This is a genomic window from Candidatus Agathobaculum pullicola (genome assembly GCF_052117205.1).
GTDB lineage: Bacteria > Bacillota > Clostridia > Oscillospirales > Butyricicoccaceae > Agathobaculum > Agathobaculum pullicola.
Genome location: NZ_JBQKJP010000002.1, coordinates 53872 through 72439, shown reverse-complemented (window position 1 = coordinate 72439; position 18568 = coordinate 53872). Strand labels below are relative to the sequence as shown.

Sequence of the window (18568 nt, the reverse complement as noted above, 5' to 3'; positions counted from 1 at the left end):
CTCAACCCTCCGTATAGCCGTGGGGATGGCCCTTGTGCCAGGTCCATGCGGAGGCCACGATGGTGGACAGGTTATTGTATTCGGGCTTCCAACCCAGCACCTGAACCGCTTTCTCCGAAGAGGCGATGAGCTGTGCCGGGTCGCCGGCGCGGCGGGGAGCCATTTTAGCGGGAATCGGATGGCCGGTGACTTCACGGGCCACGTCGATGACCTCCTTGACGGTGAAGCCTACGCCATTACCCAAATTAAATACGTTGTTTTCACCGCCGTTCATCAGGTAATCCAGCGCCAGAATGTGCGCCTGCGCCAAATCGGTAACGTGAATGTAGTCGCGGATGCAGGTGCCGTCCTTGGTGGGGTAATCGTCACCAAACACGTTGATCATCTCTCGCTGACCCAAGGGCACTTGAAGGATAAGCGGAATCAAGTGGGTTTCCGGATTATGGGCTTCGCCAATCTGGCCCGAGACGTGCGCACCGCAGGCATTGAAATACCGCAGCGCTACATATTTCAGGCCATGCGCCCGGGATACCCAGCCCATCATATGCTCCATATCCAGTTTGGTCTGACCATAGCAGTTGGTGGGGCAGGTGTTGTCGTCCTCCAGAATCGGCACGCGCTCCGGCTCACCGTAGGTTGCGGCGGTAGAGGAGAAAACGATTTTATCGATGCCGTGCGCCACCATGGACTGGAGAAGCACCATAGTGCCGTGGAGGTTGTTGTCATAATACTTGAGCGGATTGGACATGGATTCCCCGACCTGAGAGGAGGCAGCGAAATGGATAACGCCGTCAATTTGCTCGGTCTCAAACAGGGTGTCCAGCGCTTTTTGGTCTCGAATATCCAGCTCATAGAACTTTGCCTTCGGATGAACTGCGGCACGGAAACCGGTTTGCAGATTGTCGGCTACCACGACCTCGCGGCCTGCGTCAATCAACTCATATACGGTATGGGAGCCGATATAGCCGGCCCCGCCCAGCACTAAAATTGCCATGTTACAAGTGCGCTCCTTTCACATCAAAGCAGTTGTATTGTTCAGGACCAGAGGACTGTGCCGCCCACAGGGCGAATCCGCAACACATGGCAGCATCCGGCACCCAGTGCGCCCTCTATCTCACTGCGGAATGCTGCCAGCAGGTCGAGCGGGACAAAAGCCTGAATGGTTCCGGCAAAGCCACCGCCGTGTACGCGGCAGGCACCGCGGCCGTTCAGCGCGCGCTGCGCGACCGTCAGCGCAACCGCCATGGACTGTTCCTGCACGGCACCGGCAGGAGTGATATTTTGCAGCAGTTCCCAAGAGGAGTGGCCGGATTGGTTCACCAGTGCGAGGAAGGTATCCATATCGCCGTTGGCCAGCGCGTCGGCCTGCTCCGCTACTCGCTGGTTATCGGCCAGGAAATGCAGTGCGCGAAGTACGGCGCGATCGCCTACCGCTTTACGAAGTGCGGGCAGATTGCCGAGTACATCGGCTTCATCCACCTCACGCAGCACCTCTTTGCCGAAGAAAGCGGCCACTGTTTTCATCTCTCTGGGAACCGCGGCGTATTCGTCCGTCAGGTCGGCATGGTCTGCACCGCAGTCGATGATGCACAGAGCATAGCCAAGGCTGTCCAGATCTACCTTCAGTGCCCGGACAATCGGAGCAGAGGGATCGTTAAAGTCGATGGTGACAGCGCCTCCAACTGAGGATGCAGTCTGGTCCATCAGGCCACAGGGCTTGCCGAAATACACGTTTTCCGCTTTCTGACCCATTTGTGCAATCGTTACCGGGTCGAGCTCATCCCGGCAGAACAGATGGTTCTCAATGACACCAAGAAGTACTTCGCATGCCGCAGAAGAGGACAGGCCGGAGCCGGGCAGTACGCTGGATGTAGCATACACATCAAAGCCGGCTACAGGGTAGCCTTTCTGTGCCGCCTGAGCTGCCATACCGCGAACCAAAGCGGCAGTGCTTTCCTTTTCCTCCTCCTTGGGATCCAGCGTATCCAGATTCACTTCTACCATCGGCCAGCCCTCGGACTGGAAACGGATGGTATTGGTGCCATTTGGGCTGGCACAGGCCAAAAAGTCCAAATCGACCGCGCCGGCCAGAACGCGGCCGTGTTGATGGTCGGTATGGTTGCCGCCAATCTCCGTGCGGCCGGGGGCGGAGCACAGAGCGACAGGGGTATCATCTTGGGCACTAAAGCATTGTTGAAAGGCATCGAGTAATTTCGCTATGCGCTGCCGAGCGGCAGTCAGATCATCATAGAGCAACTCAGACAGAGGAGCGTTCAGCTCTCCGGCGTCCAGTGCGCGGCGTACATCGCTTAATTTTTGCATGGTATATCCACTCCTTCTCGTCTCGGTAGACCGGAACGATGTTTTTAAACACAGTATACGTTTTTGGGGGTTAGCGTAACAGAAAGCCGCTGCAAGCAGGCGGGACCTTTATAGTTGCCTTGCAGCGGCTTTTCGCTTTTAACAGATGGATTGCTTATTTCTTCTGCACATACTTCAGGCAGTCCAGCATAACGGCTACCAGAATGATGATGCCGGAGAATACGAATTGCAGGTTGGTGTCAATACCCAGCGTGGTAAGCGAGTAGGTCAGGGCGGTGAAGATGAATACGCCCACGACAACACCGGAGATCTTGCCGATACCGCCGGTGAACGAGATACCGCCTACTACGCAGGCCGCGATGGCGTCCATTTCCCAGCCTTGGCCGTAAGCCGCAGAGCCGGAACCCACCATGCGGATACATTCCAGCCAAGCGCCGAAGCCATACAGGATACCGGCCATAACGAACGCGCCTACAGTGACCCAGAATACGGAGATACCGGATACAGCGGCGGATTCAGGGTTGCCGCCGACAGCGTAAAGGTTCTTGCCGAAAGTGGTCTTGTTCCAGATGAACCACACGATGACTACCGCGGCAACCGCCCACAGAATGATGGTGGGGAAGTTGTTGATGCGGGGGATGATCATGCTGGGGATATTCGGGTCGATTGCACCGAAGGACACGCCCTTGGTGGAGTAGGTGACCAGACCGAAGATAACCAACATGTTAGCCATGGTGGAAATGAAAGGATGCATTTTGAATTTTGCCGTGAAGAAGCCGGCAATTGTGGTGAACACGGTGCAAAGCACGATGCACACAATCAGTGCCAGAAGAACACGGGCGATAGCCGGCAGGCTGGTGAAGTCAAAGATATGACCGAACACAGAGCCGGTGTTGATGCCCTGGTGCATAACGATGGTAGCTGCCGTCATGCCCATACCAACCATACGGCCGATGGACAGGTCGGTGCCGGCCAACAGAATCAGGCCTGCTACGCCGAGCGCCAAGAACATTCTGGGCGAAGCCTGCTGGAGAATGTTCAGCACGTTGTTCACTGTCAGCAGCTGTACGTTTTTCACCAGCGGGGTGATGATACACAGGGCGATGAAGATGATGATGATAGCGATGTACAGACCGTTTTTCAGCAGGAAGTCACGACGGTTAAACGTGTACTTGTAGTTCTCCCACCGCTGCGACATGGACTCACCAAACGAGAATTTGGACATGCGCAACAGGTCGATAAGATGGAACTTGTGTTCAAAAGCGGCGTGCTGCCGGTCTTTTACCTGCTGCAGATTCTTTGCGCGCTGCATTTTGGCGTCAAAGAGCCGGTTTTTGTGTACGTACTTTTCATCCTTGATTTCATGAGCATCGGTGAGCTTGGACATCGTACTCTGATGCTCCTGATTGAGTTGGGCGACCGTTGTGCGGTATTTCTCCTCTGCAAGCACCTTTTCGTCCTTGCAGCTTGCGATGACCGCCTGATAATAGTCCGTATTGAAATGGGCCTTTAAGTAGTTTTCTGCGTCGCTAATCAGCTTGGCGATCGCATCTTTATTTCGGTTCTCGACCGCCTTGGCCTTCTCTAACTCCGACTGAAGTTCCCGAATACGGGTTTCTTTCTCCTGAGCGGTGTAGATTTTATCCCGCTTCAGGCTGTCGATCGCGCTTTGAATTTCGATCACCTTGTCGGTGCCATCCTCGCGCAGGTCATTGATCTGATCCTGAATTTTGCCGACGTATTCGTCGATAGGCTGGCGGAGCTTTGCTTCCTGCTCAGCCGTAAGAATTTTTGTACTTGTTGATGCCATAAGCGATTTCTCCTACTACAGGTATTTTGCGCTAAGCCGCAAAAGCTCTTCCTGATCGGTCTCTTTGGTGTTGACGATGCCGGAGAGATGTCCGTTGGACATAACACCAATACGGTTGGTGATGCCGAGGATCTCGGGCATTTCGGAAGAGACGACGATAATGGTCTTGCCGCGCTTGGCCATATTGATGATCAGTTCGTAAATCTCGTATTTTGCGCCTACGTCGATGCCACGCGTGGGTTCGTCCATCATAAAGACTTGAGGTTCCCGTTCCAGCCACTTGCCGAAGATGACCTTCTGCTGGTTGCCGCCTGACAAGCTGGAAATCATATCGTCGGGACCCATGCACTTGGTGTGCATGATTTTGATTTCCTTGTTGGTGGCCTTTATCATCTGGGCATCAGACAAGGCAAAGCCGCTCTTGTACTGATTCAGATTCGCAATGGTCGTGTTGAAGGTGAGGTCGCATTTGAGGAACAGACCGTTGGCCTTGCGTTCCTCTGTGATCATGGCGAAGCCGTGTTCGATGGCCTCTCTGGCGCTGTTGAAGTTCATCAGGCGATTCTTAAAGTAGACGCGGCCTGCTGCACGCGTCCGCACGCCGAAAATTGTTTCCAGCAGCTCGGTACGACCGGCGCCCACCAGACCGTACAAACCGAAAATTTCGCCTTCCTTTACATCAAAGGATACATCCTGAAGATAGGGGGCGTATTTGGTGGAGAGATGCTGCACTGACAAAATCGTGTCTCCCGGTGTATTGTTTACCGGGGGGAAGCGGCTCTCCAGAGAGCGACCTACCATGGCGGTGATCAGCTCGTTCATGTTTGTCTCCTGCGAGGGCTTGGTCATGACCAGATTGCCGTCGCGAAGTACGGAAATCTCGTCACAAATCTCAAAGATTTCATCCATTTTATGCGAGATATAGATAAGAGCAATACCCTGCTCTTTCAGCATCCGCATCATTTCAAAGAGTTTATCTACCTCCTGGACAGTGAGGGAGGAGGTGGGTTCATCCAGAACAATTACCTGAGAATTGTAGGAAATTGCTTTGGCGATTTCGCACATCTGTCGTTGGGAAACGGACATATTCCGCATGGGTTGGGTCAGGTTGACCGTCATACCCAGCTTGCGGAACAGTTCCGAAGCCTTCTTTTTCATCCTGCCTTCGTCTACCATGCCCACGGAATTGGTGGGGTATCTGCCTAAGAACAGATTGTCGATCACGTTGCGTTCCAGACACTGATTAAGTTCCTGATGCACCATGGCGATTCCGTTCTCCAGAGCATCCTTAGGGCCGGAGAAGTTAATCTCTTTACCATTCAAAAAGATCTTTCCTTCGTCCTTCTGATAAGTGCCGAATAGGCACTTCATCATCGTGGACTTACCGGCGCCGTTTTCACCCATCAGTCCCATGACCGTGCCGCGCTTGACCTCCAGATTGATGTGATCGAGCACTCGGTTACGGCCAAAGGATTTGCTCATGCCGCGGATTGACAGGACAATATCGTTTTTTGCATCTGCCATTCTCGTTACTCCCGTTTATGCAATTTGCCAGATTGGGCGGACCCAAGTGATCCGTCCCGATTTCCTTGGAAAAACAGGATTGGGGAGAAGGTCTTCTTCCGTATGGAGAATTGCTTCTCCTAAGACGGAGAATTCCTTCTCCCCAATCACATTGGCGTGTTACCTATTGTTTGACTTAAAAGAGTCCAAATCCGTATTACTGATTCAGCAGAGCAGTGTAGGAAGCTGCGTTGTCGGTCTTAACCATGTTGATGGCGAAAGCGTCGTACGCGCTCGGGTTGCTCAGACGGTTGGTGATGTTGGCCTCAGTCTGGCCATCGCCGCCGATGTACTCTACCTTCAGGTTGAGCAGATCATCGTAGTTCTGCAGCAGCGGCTGGTAAGTAGCGCTCAGGAAGTTATCAGCAGCGTTGTAGATGTTCAGCCATACGCTCTTTTCCGGATGAGCGGAAGCATCCAGCTGATTGCTGACCGGTGCGTAAACCTTGGTGGAGTCGGTGAACTCGGTGTAGTTGTCGGCAGTAACTGCTACGTTCAGAGCGTAGTAGGAACGAGCGGCCTCATCGTAGTAGTAAACGTCGTCGCTCAGTACGTTGCCGGCGTCATCCGCGGTGCCGATACCGGTGTCGATATCCACGCCGTCGAGTGCGTTACGCAGTACGCGGAGGGTCAGGTAAGCCTGAACGTCAGCGTGCTGGCTGATGGTGCCGCCGTAGCCTTCTGCGATAGCAGCAACCGCGTCAGCGTTAGCGTCATAGCCGAAGGTCGGAACGTTGTTGGCCTTGGACCAAGCGTTGAACATGGACATGCCCATGCCGTCGTTGTTAGAAGCGATGACATCGATCTGGTCGCCAAAAGAGGAAGCCCAGGTGCCAATCGCGTTACCAGCGGTAGCAGCATCCCAAGTTGCGCCGGCGGAGTTCTTCATTTCCTGAGAAGCCAGCTCACGGACAATGTAGGTCTTGCCGTTGACTTCCAGAGAGCCGTCCTTAACAGCGGTAGCCGAGCCGTCAGCGTTGCTGCCTACAGGGTCACTGTTGATAGCGCCGTTTGCTTCAACAGCAGTGCCGAGAGCCGCGCGGACGCCGCGGGTACGGGCGATGGAGTCGTTGTGACCGATATCGCCGATGGCCAGTACATAACCGATGATGCCGTCGCCGTTGCGGTCGATGGTATCAATGTTGGCCTTTACGTAGTCCAGAATCATGGTGCCCTGAAGCTCAGCGCCCTGGTTGGCGTCAAAGCCTACGTAGTAAGTGTTGTCGTTGAAGCTCAGAGCGTTCATGTCCAACTCGCCGGTAGAGCTGTTGGAGGGCTGACGGTTAAACCACACTAAGGGCTTATCCTTGTTGGCAACCTCTGCCGCCTGCGTGCCACCGTCGTTCTGCGCAGTGCCCGTATCGTTACCGCCCGAGGAGCAGGCCGCCATGCTGGCCATCATTGCAGCAGCCAGAGTCAGCGCAAGTACCTTTTTCTTCATAATGATTCTCCTTTTCTCCTTTTGGTTTGGAGGGATATTCTTTAGAAGATCCTTCCTGCTTGTTCCTATTGTATAGGAAAAAATACGGAAAAACAAGGTGAAAAATCACCGCAAAAGGGGTAAATTTCATTGAAATTTATTATAACATGAAATTTTTAAATCTTTAAATTGTGCATATTTCACAATTTAACGAGAGTCGAATGCGAATAATGCCTTTTGGCTGTCCACATCAAAAAGATTATTCCGGTCCACGATCTGAGTGGAAGTGTCTACGATGCGCTCCATTCCGCTGGACTGTCCGATGAGCAGTTTATAAGCGCTTTCCACGCCCAGATAGCCCATGGCATACGGGTTTTGCACAATAAGGGCGTCGACCGAGCCCTCTTGCAGGCCGTCTACCGTGTCAACATTGGAGTCAAAGCCCAATAGAAAGACTGTTTCGGACAGCCCCATTTGCTCTATCGCCTGTGCTGCACCCACGCTGGTAGGCTCGTTAAAGGCCAGCAGCACATTGATTTCCGGGTGGGTTGTCAGCAGGGAGATGGTATCCATTTTAGCGTGGCGAGCCTCCGCCAATGTGTTGATGACGCTGACAACCTCGGCCCGGTTGCTGGCAGTAAAAGCATCCACCGCCCCCTGCTCCCGCTCCTGACCGTTGGCGCTGCTGATATCATAATTGACAATGCCGACTTTCAGCGGTGTTTTTACTCGTTCGAGGGCCGCCTGTGCTGCCATTTGTCCGGCGGCGTAGTTATCGGTGCCGATGTAGGTGCTTACCGCCTCGGAGTCCACGTTGCTGTCGATGGCCACGATTTTAACGCCGTTTTGGGCGGCGGCATCAATCGCAGCGGCGTTATTCTCATAGTCGATGGCGGAAAACACAATGGCTTCCGCCCCTTCGTTTACCGCGTCGGTCACCATTTGATTCTGTGCTTCGTAGTCCTCTTCTGTATTTGGGCCGATGATGGTGAGCTTGAGATTGTATTCTGTGGCGGCAGCCTCCGCCCCGGCAAAGACTGACAGCCAGAACTCGGTCTTTGTGGATTTGGCTACCAGAGCGACCGTGTGCTGTCGGGAGTAGCCGGTGCTGGTGGAACAGCTGCACAAGAGTATGCAAAGCACAGCCGCCCATACGGCGCCCCATCTATTTCGTCTCATAGTCCCCCTCCTGTATCTTAGGCATGCGAATTTCCACGCAGGTCCCCACATCCGGCTCGCTGCTGATGTGCAGGCCGTACTGCTTGCCGAAGTAGATTTGCAGTCGGTCGTTGACATTTCGGATACCGATACCGGTGCGGTCATCCGGCCCGCGCTGTAAAATGGACTGAATCAGTTCATCGCTCATGCCTACGCCGTTGTCGCGAACGTCGAATACAATGTCCTCTCCGTCCTGCCGTACCTGTACGGTAATACGGCCCTCGTCCACCAGCAGATCAAGGCCGTGGTTGATGGCGTTCTCGATAATGGGCTGCAGGGTTATCTTGTTGCAGTAATAGTTCAGACACGCAGGGTCGACATCAAACGCATAGGTAAACTGATTTTTATAACGGTATTTCTGGATTTGCAAATAGCTTTCCGCATGCTCGATTTCCTTGGCGATGGGGATGAGCTCATGTCCCTTGCTGATGCTGATGCGGAACAGTCTGGCCAGCGCGTGAATCATTTTTACCGCATCGTCCGTGCGGCCTTGCTCACACATCCAGGCGATGGAATCCAGCGTGTTATATAGAAAGTGCGGATTGATTTGCGCCTGAAGGGCTTTCAGCTCGGTTTTGCGAAGGTTGATTTCCTCCTCTCGCACCGTGGTCATGAGACGCTGGATGCGCAGTACCATATGCTCGAAGGAGCCGGACAACTCCTGAACCTCTCGGGTGCCGCCCACAGGCAGATAGGTGAAGTGGTCGGCATCGGTTTCAAAGCGTTCCATGGCATCGGCCAAACCGCGCAGCGGACGGGACAGCAGTCGGGAGAGAAGAAAACTCGTCAGCACCGCTACCGCGAGCAGAACCGCTCCCACTATGAGGGAAAGACGAATCATTTCCCGGAAGTTGCGATTGACCACTTCATCGACATAGCTGACGCCGACGATACGCCAGTCGCTGCCCGCGACGCTGGTAACGGAATATATCACTGTGTCATTGACATAGGCACCGTCGGCCAACGAAGCCAGAGAGGATGTGTCCTCGGATTTCAGACCTGCGTACAGCAGTTGCTGCTGGGGATGATAGACGATGTCGCCCTGTTTGTCCATGAGAAAGCAATAGCCGCGCTGGCCGATGCTGACATTATTGATATAGGTTGAGATGCTGGAAAAACTCAGGTCGAGCGAGACCCAGGCCGTCTGATTGCCGGATTCCAGCGGCACGGTCATGGTCACCACCCAAGGGTAATATCCCTCAAAGATACTCTCTACGTGGGGAGCGGTCATATAGGCGTCGCCCGAGGCACGGGCTCTATCCAGATTGAAGGAAAGATTCTGATAAATGACCTCACGTGGCTCCCGGTCAAGGCACCAGCAGTCCAGCATTTTACCGGAAGGAGAGTAGCTTGTCACCGCCACCACATCCGGGCGGAAGGTCAGAAAGGCTTCCAAGAGCTGGTTTCGGTTGTCGGCGCTTTCCAGCAGGGACCATTCCACCAGAGACATGGCCTGCTCCATGCTTTGCAGATAGTTGCCGACCGTGTTGGAGACTTGAGAGACTGCTTGGTCACTGCTGGTAAGGGCGCTCTGTACCATGGCGCTGCGGTAGCGATTGAGAAAGAGAAGAATACTACAGCACAGAATGACTGCCACCACGCCCAGCACCATGGAGACCTGAATGGTAGTAATCCGCAGCCCTGTGCGGGAGACACGGTCTTTCAAAATCATTCACCTGCCTTTTCCCGATCCAGCCTGCGGCGCATGGTGCTGGGGGATTCGCCGCAGTATTTCTTAAAGCAGTAGCTGAAATAGTGCTGATCGGTATAGCCGCACCGTTGGGCGATCTCCTGAATTTTGAGCGGGGAGGATATCAACAGTTCGCGGGCAGCTTCCATCCGCTTGCGGATGAGAATATTGATGAAAGTCTCGCCGGTGTACTTTTTGATACAGGAGGAAAGGTGGTTGGGGCTGACGGTCAACATTCCGCTGAGCGAAACCAAAGAGAGGTCAGCATCCATATAGTGCTGGTTGAGGGCCTCCATGGCTCGCTTGCAGAGCAGTTCCCCGCCTTTGACAGTAGGGGACAGGTCGCTGATAAACTGCGCGCCGCTCTCCATGCGGTCCCCCTGACGAAGGGCTTCCATCGCTTCCCGATAGGCATCGTGCAGAGCGGTTAAATTCCGTGTCGCGCGGCTAATGCCGATGCGGCAGCGTTTCCCCAGCACGCGGTCTGCCATTTGGGGGATTTCATCCGCCAGGATGTGGAGGTATTTATCGAAGTCGGACGGATTGCCCAGCAGCACGGAAATCACTTTGCCGGAAGCAAAGAAATGCGCGCCGCGTAGATATTTTGTCGACAGCCGGTTGACGGACGCAACAAAGGAGGGGGGCGTGCAGTTTGCTTCGTCCGCTTCCAGCAGGGTGGATACCATCACAATGTAATAAGGACAGTCCTCTATGTCATGCAGCAGGCCGCATTGCCGTGCATAGGCCTTTGCCCGTTGCTCGCCGTCCGGCTCGGCGTAATCGTCCAGCACCAGAGGCATCAGCATCGCGGTCTGCAAGTCCAGCCCGCCGGGACTGGAGGGTGCCTGCCGGAACATGGCAAACTGGGTGTCAATCTTCTGGCGGATATTTTGCAGCTCCTTGCTCAATCCCTCCATGGTCAGGGGCTTGAGCATATAGCTGATGATATTATATTGAATCGCCTGTTTGGCGTATTCAAAATCGTCGTAGCCGCTGAGAAAAGCGATGTTGGTGGCGGGACGGATTTCGCGCACCTGTCGGGCAAGCTCAATGCCCGATATGAAGGGCATGCGGATATCGGTGAGCAGCAGATCAGGCTCACACTCCTCCACCATTTGCAGGGCGTCCAAACCGTTGCTGGCACTTCCTACCAGACGGAAACCATAGTCCTCCCAGGGAATCATAGTACACACCGCTTCCCTCAATTCGTCCTCATCGTCTGCGACAATCACAGAGTATAATGATTTAGCCATAACAGCTTCCGTCCTTTCCTTGCCAAGGCGGTAATAGGAATTCTGATGTGCAGTATTATACCAAATTTCTCCCTATTTCGCAAAACAAATTCTGCAACAATATGGAAACAGTGCGAATGGGAGCGCATGTTGGGTAAGACTGGGCCGCACTTGCAGCGCCTGTCCACTCAAGGCCGTTCGCTGAGAAGGGTGAAAGCCACACTGTCCGCGTGTGTGCGGAAGAGAAAACGTCTTACCCCCATAAAAAGGCGTGGAATAGAAAACGGCCGCCTCCATATGGGTAAGAGGCGGTCATTTCGGAGTTGTGAGCCGGTATGTAGTGCGATTTGGAATTAAGATGGAAGAGAGACAGCAAGCTCGGCTGCCGCCTCCATCTTAAAGCGATCCATTGCGGCGCGTGCTTCCGGAACCATACCCTGATTAGAACCATTCTTCGTGTTAGTCATGTTTTTTCTCTCCTTTTGTTTGATTTTGTTTTTGGGGTTTTGCTGATAGTATTTTGTGCGCAAAAAACCGCAATATGAGATGAAATTGCTGTTCTTCAAGGAAAATGCTGTGCAAATTATGTGCAAAAATTTCAATAATGCCGGTTAAAGAGGAAAAATTGTTATATGCGTGCAGGGGCTGGAACGTCTTGTGCTTTAACTACTTTTTTGATATAATATTAATAAATCAATTAAAGAGAAGGAAGCTATGAAACGATTTGTCATCGGTGTTCTGGCGCATGTAGATGCGGGGAAAACAACGCTGTCTGAGGCGCTGCTGTATCTGACGGGCGCGGTGAAAAAGCTGGGACGGGTAGACCATCAAGACGCCTTTTTGGATACGTTTGCAATTGAACGGGAACGAGGCATCACGGTTTTTTCCAAACAGGCTGAGCTGTCGCTGCCGACGGCCGCGGTGACGCTGTTGGACACGCCGGGACACGTAGATTTCTCCGCGGAAATGGAGCGCACGCTACAGGTGCTGGACTATGCAATTCTGGTGGTCAGCGGAACGGACGGCGTGCAGGCACATACGCAGACGCTGTGGCGGCTGCTCGAGCGGCACCATGTGCCGACCTTTCTTTTTATCAATAAAATGGACATCCATCCGGACGCGCGTGCCGCGCGTATGGCGGAATTGAAAAAACGTCTGGGGGATGGCTGTATTGCCTTTGACGCGTCAGAGACCATGGCGGAGGAAATTGCCGTGTGCGATGAGGCGCTGCTCGAACGGTATCTGGAGACGGGCTGCGTAGAATCCGAGGAAATCACCTCGCTGATTCGTGCGCGTAAGGTGTTTCCGTGTTATTTTGGCTCTGCGCTGCGGCTGGAAGGCGTAGAGGCGCTGATAGACGGACTGGAGCGCTACACACAGCAGCCGCAGTATGACAGCGTGTTTGGTGCACAGGTATTCAAAATCACACGCGACGGACAGGGGAACCGCCTGTCTCATCTCAAACTCACCGGCGGTACACTTGCCGTGCGTGCGCTGCTTTCCGGCGAAGAGGACGGCGGCTGGCAGGAAAAGGTAAACCAGATTCGGGTGTATTCCGGCGAAAAATTTCAATCGGTCGAGCGGGCGGAAAGCGGTATGGTCTGTGCTGTAACCGGACTGACCCATACCAAGCCCGGCATGGGACTGGGCAGTGCGGCGGGCGCGCTGCCGCCGGTACTCGAGCCGGTATTGGGATACCGGGTACAGTTTCCGGATAAATTTGATGCACATACCATGCTGAAAAATTTGCGCCAGCTGGAGGAAGAGGACCCGCAACTGCGGGTAGTCTGGAATGAGCGCCTGAGCGAGATTCATTTGCAGCTCATGGGTGAGGTGCAGCTGGAAATCCTGAGCCGCGTGATTGCGGAACGTTTTGGCGTTCCGGTCACGTTTGACGAAGGAAGCATAGTGTATAAGGAAACAATCACCACGCCAGCGGTCGGCATCGGTCACTTTGAGCCGCTGCGCCATTATGCGGAGGTGCATTTGCTGCTGGAACCGGGCGAGCGCGGCAGCGGCTTGCAGTTTGCCACGGCCTGTTCGACTGATACGCTGGATATCAACTGGCAGCGTCTGATATTGACGCATCTGGCAGAGAAAACGCATGTGGGAGTGCTCACGGGCGCACCCGTTACGGACATCAAAATCACGCTGCTGACCGGACGCGCGCATGTCAAACATACAGAAGGCGGCGATTTCCGCGAAGCGACCTACCGCGCCGTGCGCAACGGTCTGATGCAGGCGGAAAGTGTGCTGCTTGAACCGTACTACGCATTTGAGCTGACGCTGCCCGAGGAATGTGTGGGCCGAGCGATGAACGATATTCAGCGTATGGAAGGCACGTTTGAACCGCCCGAGCCGCAGCAGGACGGCGCGCTGCTGACCGGCACGGCGCCGGTTTCCGCAATGCGCAATTACTGGACCGAGGTGGCGGCCTATACCAAGGGACGCGGACGGCTGGTGTGCACGCCGAATGGCTATGCCCCCTGCCACAATGCCGCACACGTGATTGAGCAGAGCGGCTATCAGCCGGAACACGATACCGAAAATTCCCCGGATTCCGTGTTTTGTTCGCATGGCGCGGGCTATGTCGTCAAGTGGGATGAGGTGCAAGCACATGCGCATATGGACGCGGGCATCTGTTTGCAGCCCGAGGAAGAAGAGCCGACGTTTCAGCCGGTGCGCCGCGCGGCTGCCTCATCCGGTCTGGAGGAGGATAAAGAGCTGCGCGCTCTGTTTGAGCGTACCTATGGCCCGGTTCGTGACCGTGGCTTTGAGGCCTTTCGGCAGAGTCGCAGAAAGGCGGAGACGATTGAACAGTTGTATGTTACCCGTATCCGTGCGGATGACTATCTGTTGGTTGACGGGTACAATATTATTTTCGCATGGGACGAATTGCGCAGCATGGCGGCTGCGGATATCAATGCAGCGCGCGAAGCGTTGATAAATGCCTTGAGCAATTATCAGAGCGTGCGTAAATGCCATTTGATTGTGGTGTTTGACGCATATAAGGTCAAAGGGGGAGTAGGATCGGTTGAAAAGCGGCATGGTCTGCATATCGTTTACACCAAGGAGGCGGAAACGGCGGACATGTATATTGAACAAGCATCTTACGACCTCTCCCGCAAGCACCGTGTGCGCGTTGCCACATCGGATGGCATGGAGCAGATGATTATTCTGGGACACGGTGCCGAGCGCATCTCCGCCACGGAGCTGAAATGGGAAGTGGAGCAGGCCAGCCAGCACATTGCGGACGTGATTGCGCGTTTGCAGCAGGGATAATATGTGGCGTATGTGAAAAGTGGCGGCTTTTTGAGGAATAATGTTGCAAAGGGGTATTGCATATGAAGATTTCGACAAAGGGAAGATATGCGCTTCGTCTGATGATCGATCTGGCACAGCATGATGCTGCCGGCTACATCCCGTTGCGGGATATTTCCAAAAGGCAGGAAATATCGGCTAAATATCTGGAACAGATTGTCGTTCAGTTGTCGCGCGCGGGCTTTGTAACATCCACGCGCGGCGCGCAGGGCGGATACCAATTGGCGCGACATCCGTCGGAATATACAGCGGGAGATATTTTACGCATTACAGAAGGTGCTCTGGTGCCGGTGGCGTGTCTGGAACATGACCCGGTAGAGTGCACGCGTGCGCAGGAATGTATCACACTGGACTTTTGGCGCGGCTTGTACGAGGTGATCAATCAGTATGTGGATTCGGTCACGCTCGAAGAATTGGTCAATCGAGGCAAAGCATTGGATTTTTCCATTTGAAAAAAATAACGCCGGACAGGAGTCCGGCGTTTTCTTTTGGTATGGGGCTGTTTATGCGCGGTGCAGCAGCTTATTGACGCCCACCAGCAGTTCGCGGCAATTGAGCAGAAATACAACAAGAAACAGCAGCAGCTGCCACAGCAACCAAAGCGGCGGCTCGAGCAGCATCAAAGCCCCCTGCACACACAGCAGAAGCACAGTGCCGCCCAGTCGCTTTTTATTCCAGCGCACCGGCATGAAGCGACGGCTGTCAATCGCACGGTACAGGAACAGGACAACATAGCTGATGAGTGTCGCCGTCGCCGCGCCCATGCCGCCGTAGCGCGGGATGAGCAGCGCGTTGAGCGTAATATTGACAACTGCGGAAAACGCGGTGGACAGGAACGAGGGAACCGTGCGTTTTTCCAGCAGATATACGCTTTTCTGAAAACTCGAAAGACAGTTAAAGCCCGCGCCAACCGCAAGTACCGGAATGAAGGTCCAGCCGATATAGTAGCTGGGCACGGCCAATACGGTGATGGCGAGCTTGGCGCACATGATGCCGCCCGACGCGATGATGAATACAATCGAGCTGTAAGTGTTGCCGACATTGGAGAAAAAGTGAATTTGCTCCTCCCGCGAGTTGTTGTTGACAATGGAAATCTGCCACGCATCGACGAAAATGGAGGCAACCAGAGCAATCAACGTCGGCACACGGTACGCAATGGAGTAAATGGCGCTGACCGAGGTGTCCTGCATGGCCGCAAGGAATGCCTGATCGGAAAAGCCGATGATATAGACCAGAATCGCATCCGGTACGAGCGGCAGCGAGTAGGCCAGCATGCTGCGCCATAAATAAAAATTGGGTTTGCGCAGCCGGATATACTTCCACAGGCTTGCCAGCAGGAACAGGCAGACCGTGGAAAGCGCGTCCGCGCAGATGATGGAGAATACATAGCCGAAGATATTCCATTTGAATACCGTCAGATACAGGATGTTGAGCAGGATGGTGACAAAGGTTCGGAAAATACCGTCAACGGCGTACAGCCGTACATATCCCAGCGCTCGGATGAACTGGCTGCAGGCATTTTGCGTGCAGGAGGTCAGTACATATAGATAGATAAGCCACTGGTATTCCAGCAGCGAACCGGTCGCGCCGGTTGAGGTGTTGTAGTGGATAAGGCCGAGCAGCGGATGGAAGGGCAGCGCAATGACAAAGCCGCACAGGATGGTTGCCAGACCGATGGTGAACACATCGCTTTTGCGACGGCGGCGTTCCAAACCGTAGCGGATGATTGCCTGTCCGATGGAGAGCGAAACGACCGGATAAAGGATGCTGGTGGTTTTCACAATCAAATCGGCAACGCCCATCTCGTCCGTGGTCATCATACCGGTATAGAAACGCAGCATGAGGATGACAAGGATTTTGGAGCTGAACGTGCCGACTGCAAAGATAAAGGTGTTGCTCAAAAGCCGCTTATACTGATTCATTTACGAACCCTTTCTCAGCCGTATAGTATGGATGCGGTCAGCGACGCGGTCGGTCAGCCAAGCGCCAATCAGGCCACACAGAATACCCAGCAGCAGACCGGCCAGCACATCCGTAGGATAGTGTACGCTGGCATAGAGCCGGGAAAAAGCAATCAGCGCCGCCAAGATGTAGGCAAACACGCCGGATTTGCGATGGAAAAAGCACAAGGCTGTCGCCGCCGCAAAAGAGGACAGGGTATGACCGGACGGGAAGGACCACCGGTCGCCCGGATCGAGCAGGGCGGTCAGCTCCGGATGCGTCACAAAGGGGCGGGGACGCATGATCCATTCCTTGAGCCATACATTACCGATGAGCAGGCCGATGAGCAGTGCCACCAGCATCGCGGCACCCGCGCGCCGCGTTTTGCGAAAGCAAAGTAAGGCAATGGCCAGCACAATCCAAACGGCGCCGGCATTGCCGATCAGTGAAAAGAATTTCCAGAATGTGTCGGATATACCGCCGCGCAAATGCGTGGAAATCTCATACAGAATATCAAAGTCAAATGAGCGGATGATGTCAAGCAGTACCTCCAAGGCAGGCGCTCCTTTCTGTCAATCAGTAAGCAGTTTTCTCGCTGTCCGCGCGATCAATCCGGTCGACGATCAGCGCAATCGCCTGATCGCCCGTTACATTGGTCGCAGTACCGAAGCTATCCTGTGAGAAGTGCAGCGCAATAATCAGCTGCTGCATGGGGTTGGTGAAGCCGAGCATAGAGGTGATGAGGCCGAGCGCCGCCATCACGCCGCCACCGGGCACGCCCGGTGCGGCAACCATGGTCACGCCGAGCATCATAATGAAGGGGACAAACATGGCAAGGGTAGGCGTCAGGCCGCTGGCGATCATTATGCCCATCGAGCCGAGAACAAGACAAATGGTGTCGCCGTTTAAGTTGATGGTTGCGCACAGCGGCACAACAAAATCCGCGACATCTTCATTGACATCGTTGTTATAGGCACAGCCCAGCGCCACCGGAATTGTGGAGGCCGAGGACTGGGTGCCCAGTGCGGTAAAATAAGCGGGCACAACATTTTTCATGCTTTTAAAGTGATTTTTGCGGCAAACCACGCTGGCCAGTCCAAACTGTGAGAAGATATACACAAGCTGCAGTACAATGATGATGCCATACAGGGAGGCAAACATCGTAATCGTAGCAAACAGGCGGCCTTCTGCGGCAATGTTGCAGAACAGGCCCGCAATGTGGACCGGTATCAGCGGAATGATGATTCGTTTGAGCACGCCAGAGACAATCCGCTGCAGATCGCGGCACACGTCCAGCAGGGAGGAACCGCGCAGGTTTGCCATGCCGATGCCAAGCACGAACGCAAGCACCAGTGCGGTCATTACGCTGAAGATTGGCTGCACTTCAATGGTAAAAAACGGTTGGAAGGCATTGCTTTCCAGTACATCGCCCGTGATGGGCTGGATGAGCGAAGGGAGAACCGCCTTGCCGATAAGGAAAGTGAGAAAACCGGAGATGACCGTGGTGCCGTATGCCAGCAGCAGCGTAATGCCAAACAGGCGATTGGCTTTTTTGCCCAGTTCCGCCATGCCCACCGTGATAAATGAGAGAATGATCAGCGGAATCATAAAGGACAGAAAGGTGGAAAACAGCGACGTAAAGGTGGCGAACAAGCGTACGACGGCGATGAATGCGGCGGAGTCTGCAATGCCGAACCAGCTGCCGCACAGGCCAATCAGTGTACCGGCGATGATGCCGACAATCAAACGAATAAGCAATCCCAGTTGTTTCACGTATTTTTGCTCCTCTTTTTTGCAGTATAGCTATTACTATACCAGATTGCTGCAATCTTCGCAAGTCGACAGCTTTGGAAGGAAAAATTAAAAATACCTCTTGACAATCGCGCGGCCAAAGTCTAATATAATAACATATTGCAAAAGGTGATGAACGGGTAAAGTAATCGCATCCCTGTCCGCAGAGAGTTGTCGGTTGGTGCAAGGCAGCGTCAGGAAACGGTGAAACTCGCCCGGGAGCGGTCCGCTGAAAGCCGTCCGGCCGGTAGGAGGGAACG

At 54.0% G+C, this 18568-nt stretch carries 14 protein-coding genes and 1 other annotated feature (1 of these 15 cut by a window edge); of the genes, 2 read left to right on the top strand and 12 right to left on the bottom strand.

Annotation, left to right across the window (positions count from 1 at the left end; translation table 11 throughout):
* Window position 1: 1 nt before the first annotated feature.
* From galE to ACTQ3V_RS01290, 9 genes are all read right to left on the bottom strand, one after another.
* Entirely contained in the window at window positions 2–994 is a 993-nt protein-coding gene (galE, locus tag ACTQ3V_RS01330) for a UDP-glucose 4-epimerase GalE (protein WP_441465923.1), read from the bottom strand.
* Window positions 995–1035: 41 nt separating this feature from the next.
* Window positions 1036–2322: a galactokinase gene (locus tag ACTQ3V_RS01325; RefSeq protein ID WP_441465922.1), complete on the bottom strand. Its 1287-nt coding sequence runs from the start codon at window positions 2320–2322 to the stop codon at window positions 1036–1038.
* A 154-nt stretch (window positions 2323–2476) separates the two neighbouring features.
* Complete coding sequence (locus ACTQ3V_RS01320) at window positions 2477–4132, bottom strand: ABC transporter permease subunit (protein WP_441465921.1); 1656 nt, start codon at window positions 4130–4132, stop codon at window positions 2477–2479.
* Between the two features lie 15 nt (window positions 4133–4147).
* The gene (locus tag ACTQ3V_RS01315; RefSeq protein WP_441465920.1) at window positions 4148–5656 is read right to left on the bottom strand and encodes a sugar ABC transporter ATP-binding protein; all 1509 of its coding nucleotides are present in this window, start codon (window positions 5654–5656) and stop codon (window positions 4148–4150) included.
* A gap of 196 nt (window positions 5657–5852) precedes the next feature.
* Window positions 5853–7136, bottom strand: coding sequence for a substrate-binding domain-containing protein (locus ACTQ3V_RS01310; RefSeq protein WP_441465919.1), 1284 nt, complete (start codon window positions 7134–7136; stop codon window positions 5853–5855).
* Window positions 7137–7322: 186 nt separating this feature from the next.
* Window positions 7323–8294: a substrate-binding domain-containing protein gene (locus tag ACTQ3V_RS01305; protein ID WP_441465918.1), complete on the bottom strand. Its 972-nt coding sequence runs from the start codon at window positions 8292–8294 to the stop codon at window positions 7323–7325.
* Window positions 8281–10005 carry a sensor histidine kinase gene (locus tag ACTQ3V_RS01300; protein WP_441465917.1) on the bottom strand — a complete coding sequence of 575 codons (1725 nt, stop codon included), beginning with the start codon at window positions 10003–10005 and terminating at the stop codon, window positions 8281–8283. Before ACTQ3V_RS01300 ends, ACTQ3V_RS01305 begins: the two co-directional genes overlap by 14 nt.
* The gene (locus ACTQ3V_RS01295; protein ID WP_441465916.1) at window positions 10002–11276 is read right to left on the bottom strand and encodes a response regulator; all 1275 of its coding nucleotides are present in this window, start codon (window positions 11274–11276) and stop codon (window positions 10002–10004) included. The genes ACTQ3V_RS01300 and ACTQ3V_RS01295 overlap by 4 nt, the downstream gene beginning before the upstream one ends.
* A gap of 332 nt (window positions 11277–11608) precedes the next feature.
* Window positions 11609–11722, bottom strand: a complete 114-nt coding sequence (locus ACTQ3V_RS01290) for a small, acid-soluble spore protein, alpha/beta type (RefSeq protein WP_441465915.1) — start codon at window positions 11720–11722, stop codon at window positions 11609–11611.
* Between the two features lie 247 nt (window positions 11723–11969).
* Between ACTQ3V_RS01290 and ACTQ3V_RS01285 the strand changes: the two genes are divergently transcribed.
* Together ACTQ3V_RS01285 and ACTQ3V_RS01280 are read left to right on the top strand one after the other, a co-directional pair.
* Window positions 11970–14537 carry an NYN domain-containing protein gene (locus ACTQ3V_RS01285; RefSeq protein WP_441465914.1) on the top strand — a complete coding sequence of 856 codons (2568 nt, stop codon included), beginning with the start codon at window positions 11970–11972 and terminating at the stop codon, window positions 14535–14537.
* A gap of 62 nt (window positions 14538–14599) precedes the next feature.
* Entirely contained in the window at window positions 14600–15028 is a 429-nt protein-coding gene (locus ACTQ3V_RS01280) for an RrF2 family transcriptional regulator (protein ID WP_441465913.1), read from the top strand.
* 51 nt (window positions 15029–15079) lie between these two features.
* Here ACTQ3V_RS01280 and ACTQ3V_RS01275 read toward each other — a convergent pair whose 3' ends face one another.
* The 3 genes from ACTQ3V_RS01275 to ACTQ3V_RS01265 are packed head-to-tail and all read right to left on the bottom strand — an operon-like array spanning window position 15080 to window position 18290.
* A complete protein-coding gene (locus ACTQ3V_RS01275; RefSeq protein WP_441465912.1) occupies window positions 15080–16498 on the bottom strand; it encodes a lipopolysaccharide biosynthesis protein in 1419 nt (472 codons plus the stop codon).
* On the bottom strand, window positions 16499–17071 hold the full coding sequence (locus tag ACTQ3V_RS01270) for a phosphatase PAP2 family protein (RefSeq protein WP_441465911.1): 573 nt from the start codon (window positions 17069–17071) through the stop codon (window positions 16499–16501).
* A gap of 22 nt (window positions 17072–17093) precedes the next feature.
* Complete coding sequence (locus tag ACTQ3V_RS01265; protein ID WP_441465910.1) at window positions 17094–18290, bottom strand: dicarboxylate/amino acid:cation symporter; 1197 nt, start codon at window positions 18288–18290, stop codon at window positions 17094–17096.
* A gap of 141 nt (window positions 18291–18431) precedes the next feature.
* Window positions 18432–18568 (top strand) — a binding site (T-box leader); it runs 104 nt beyond the window's last position.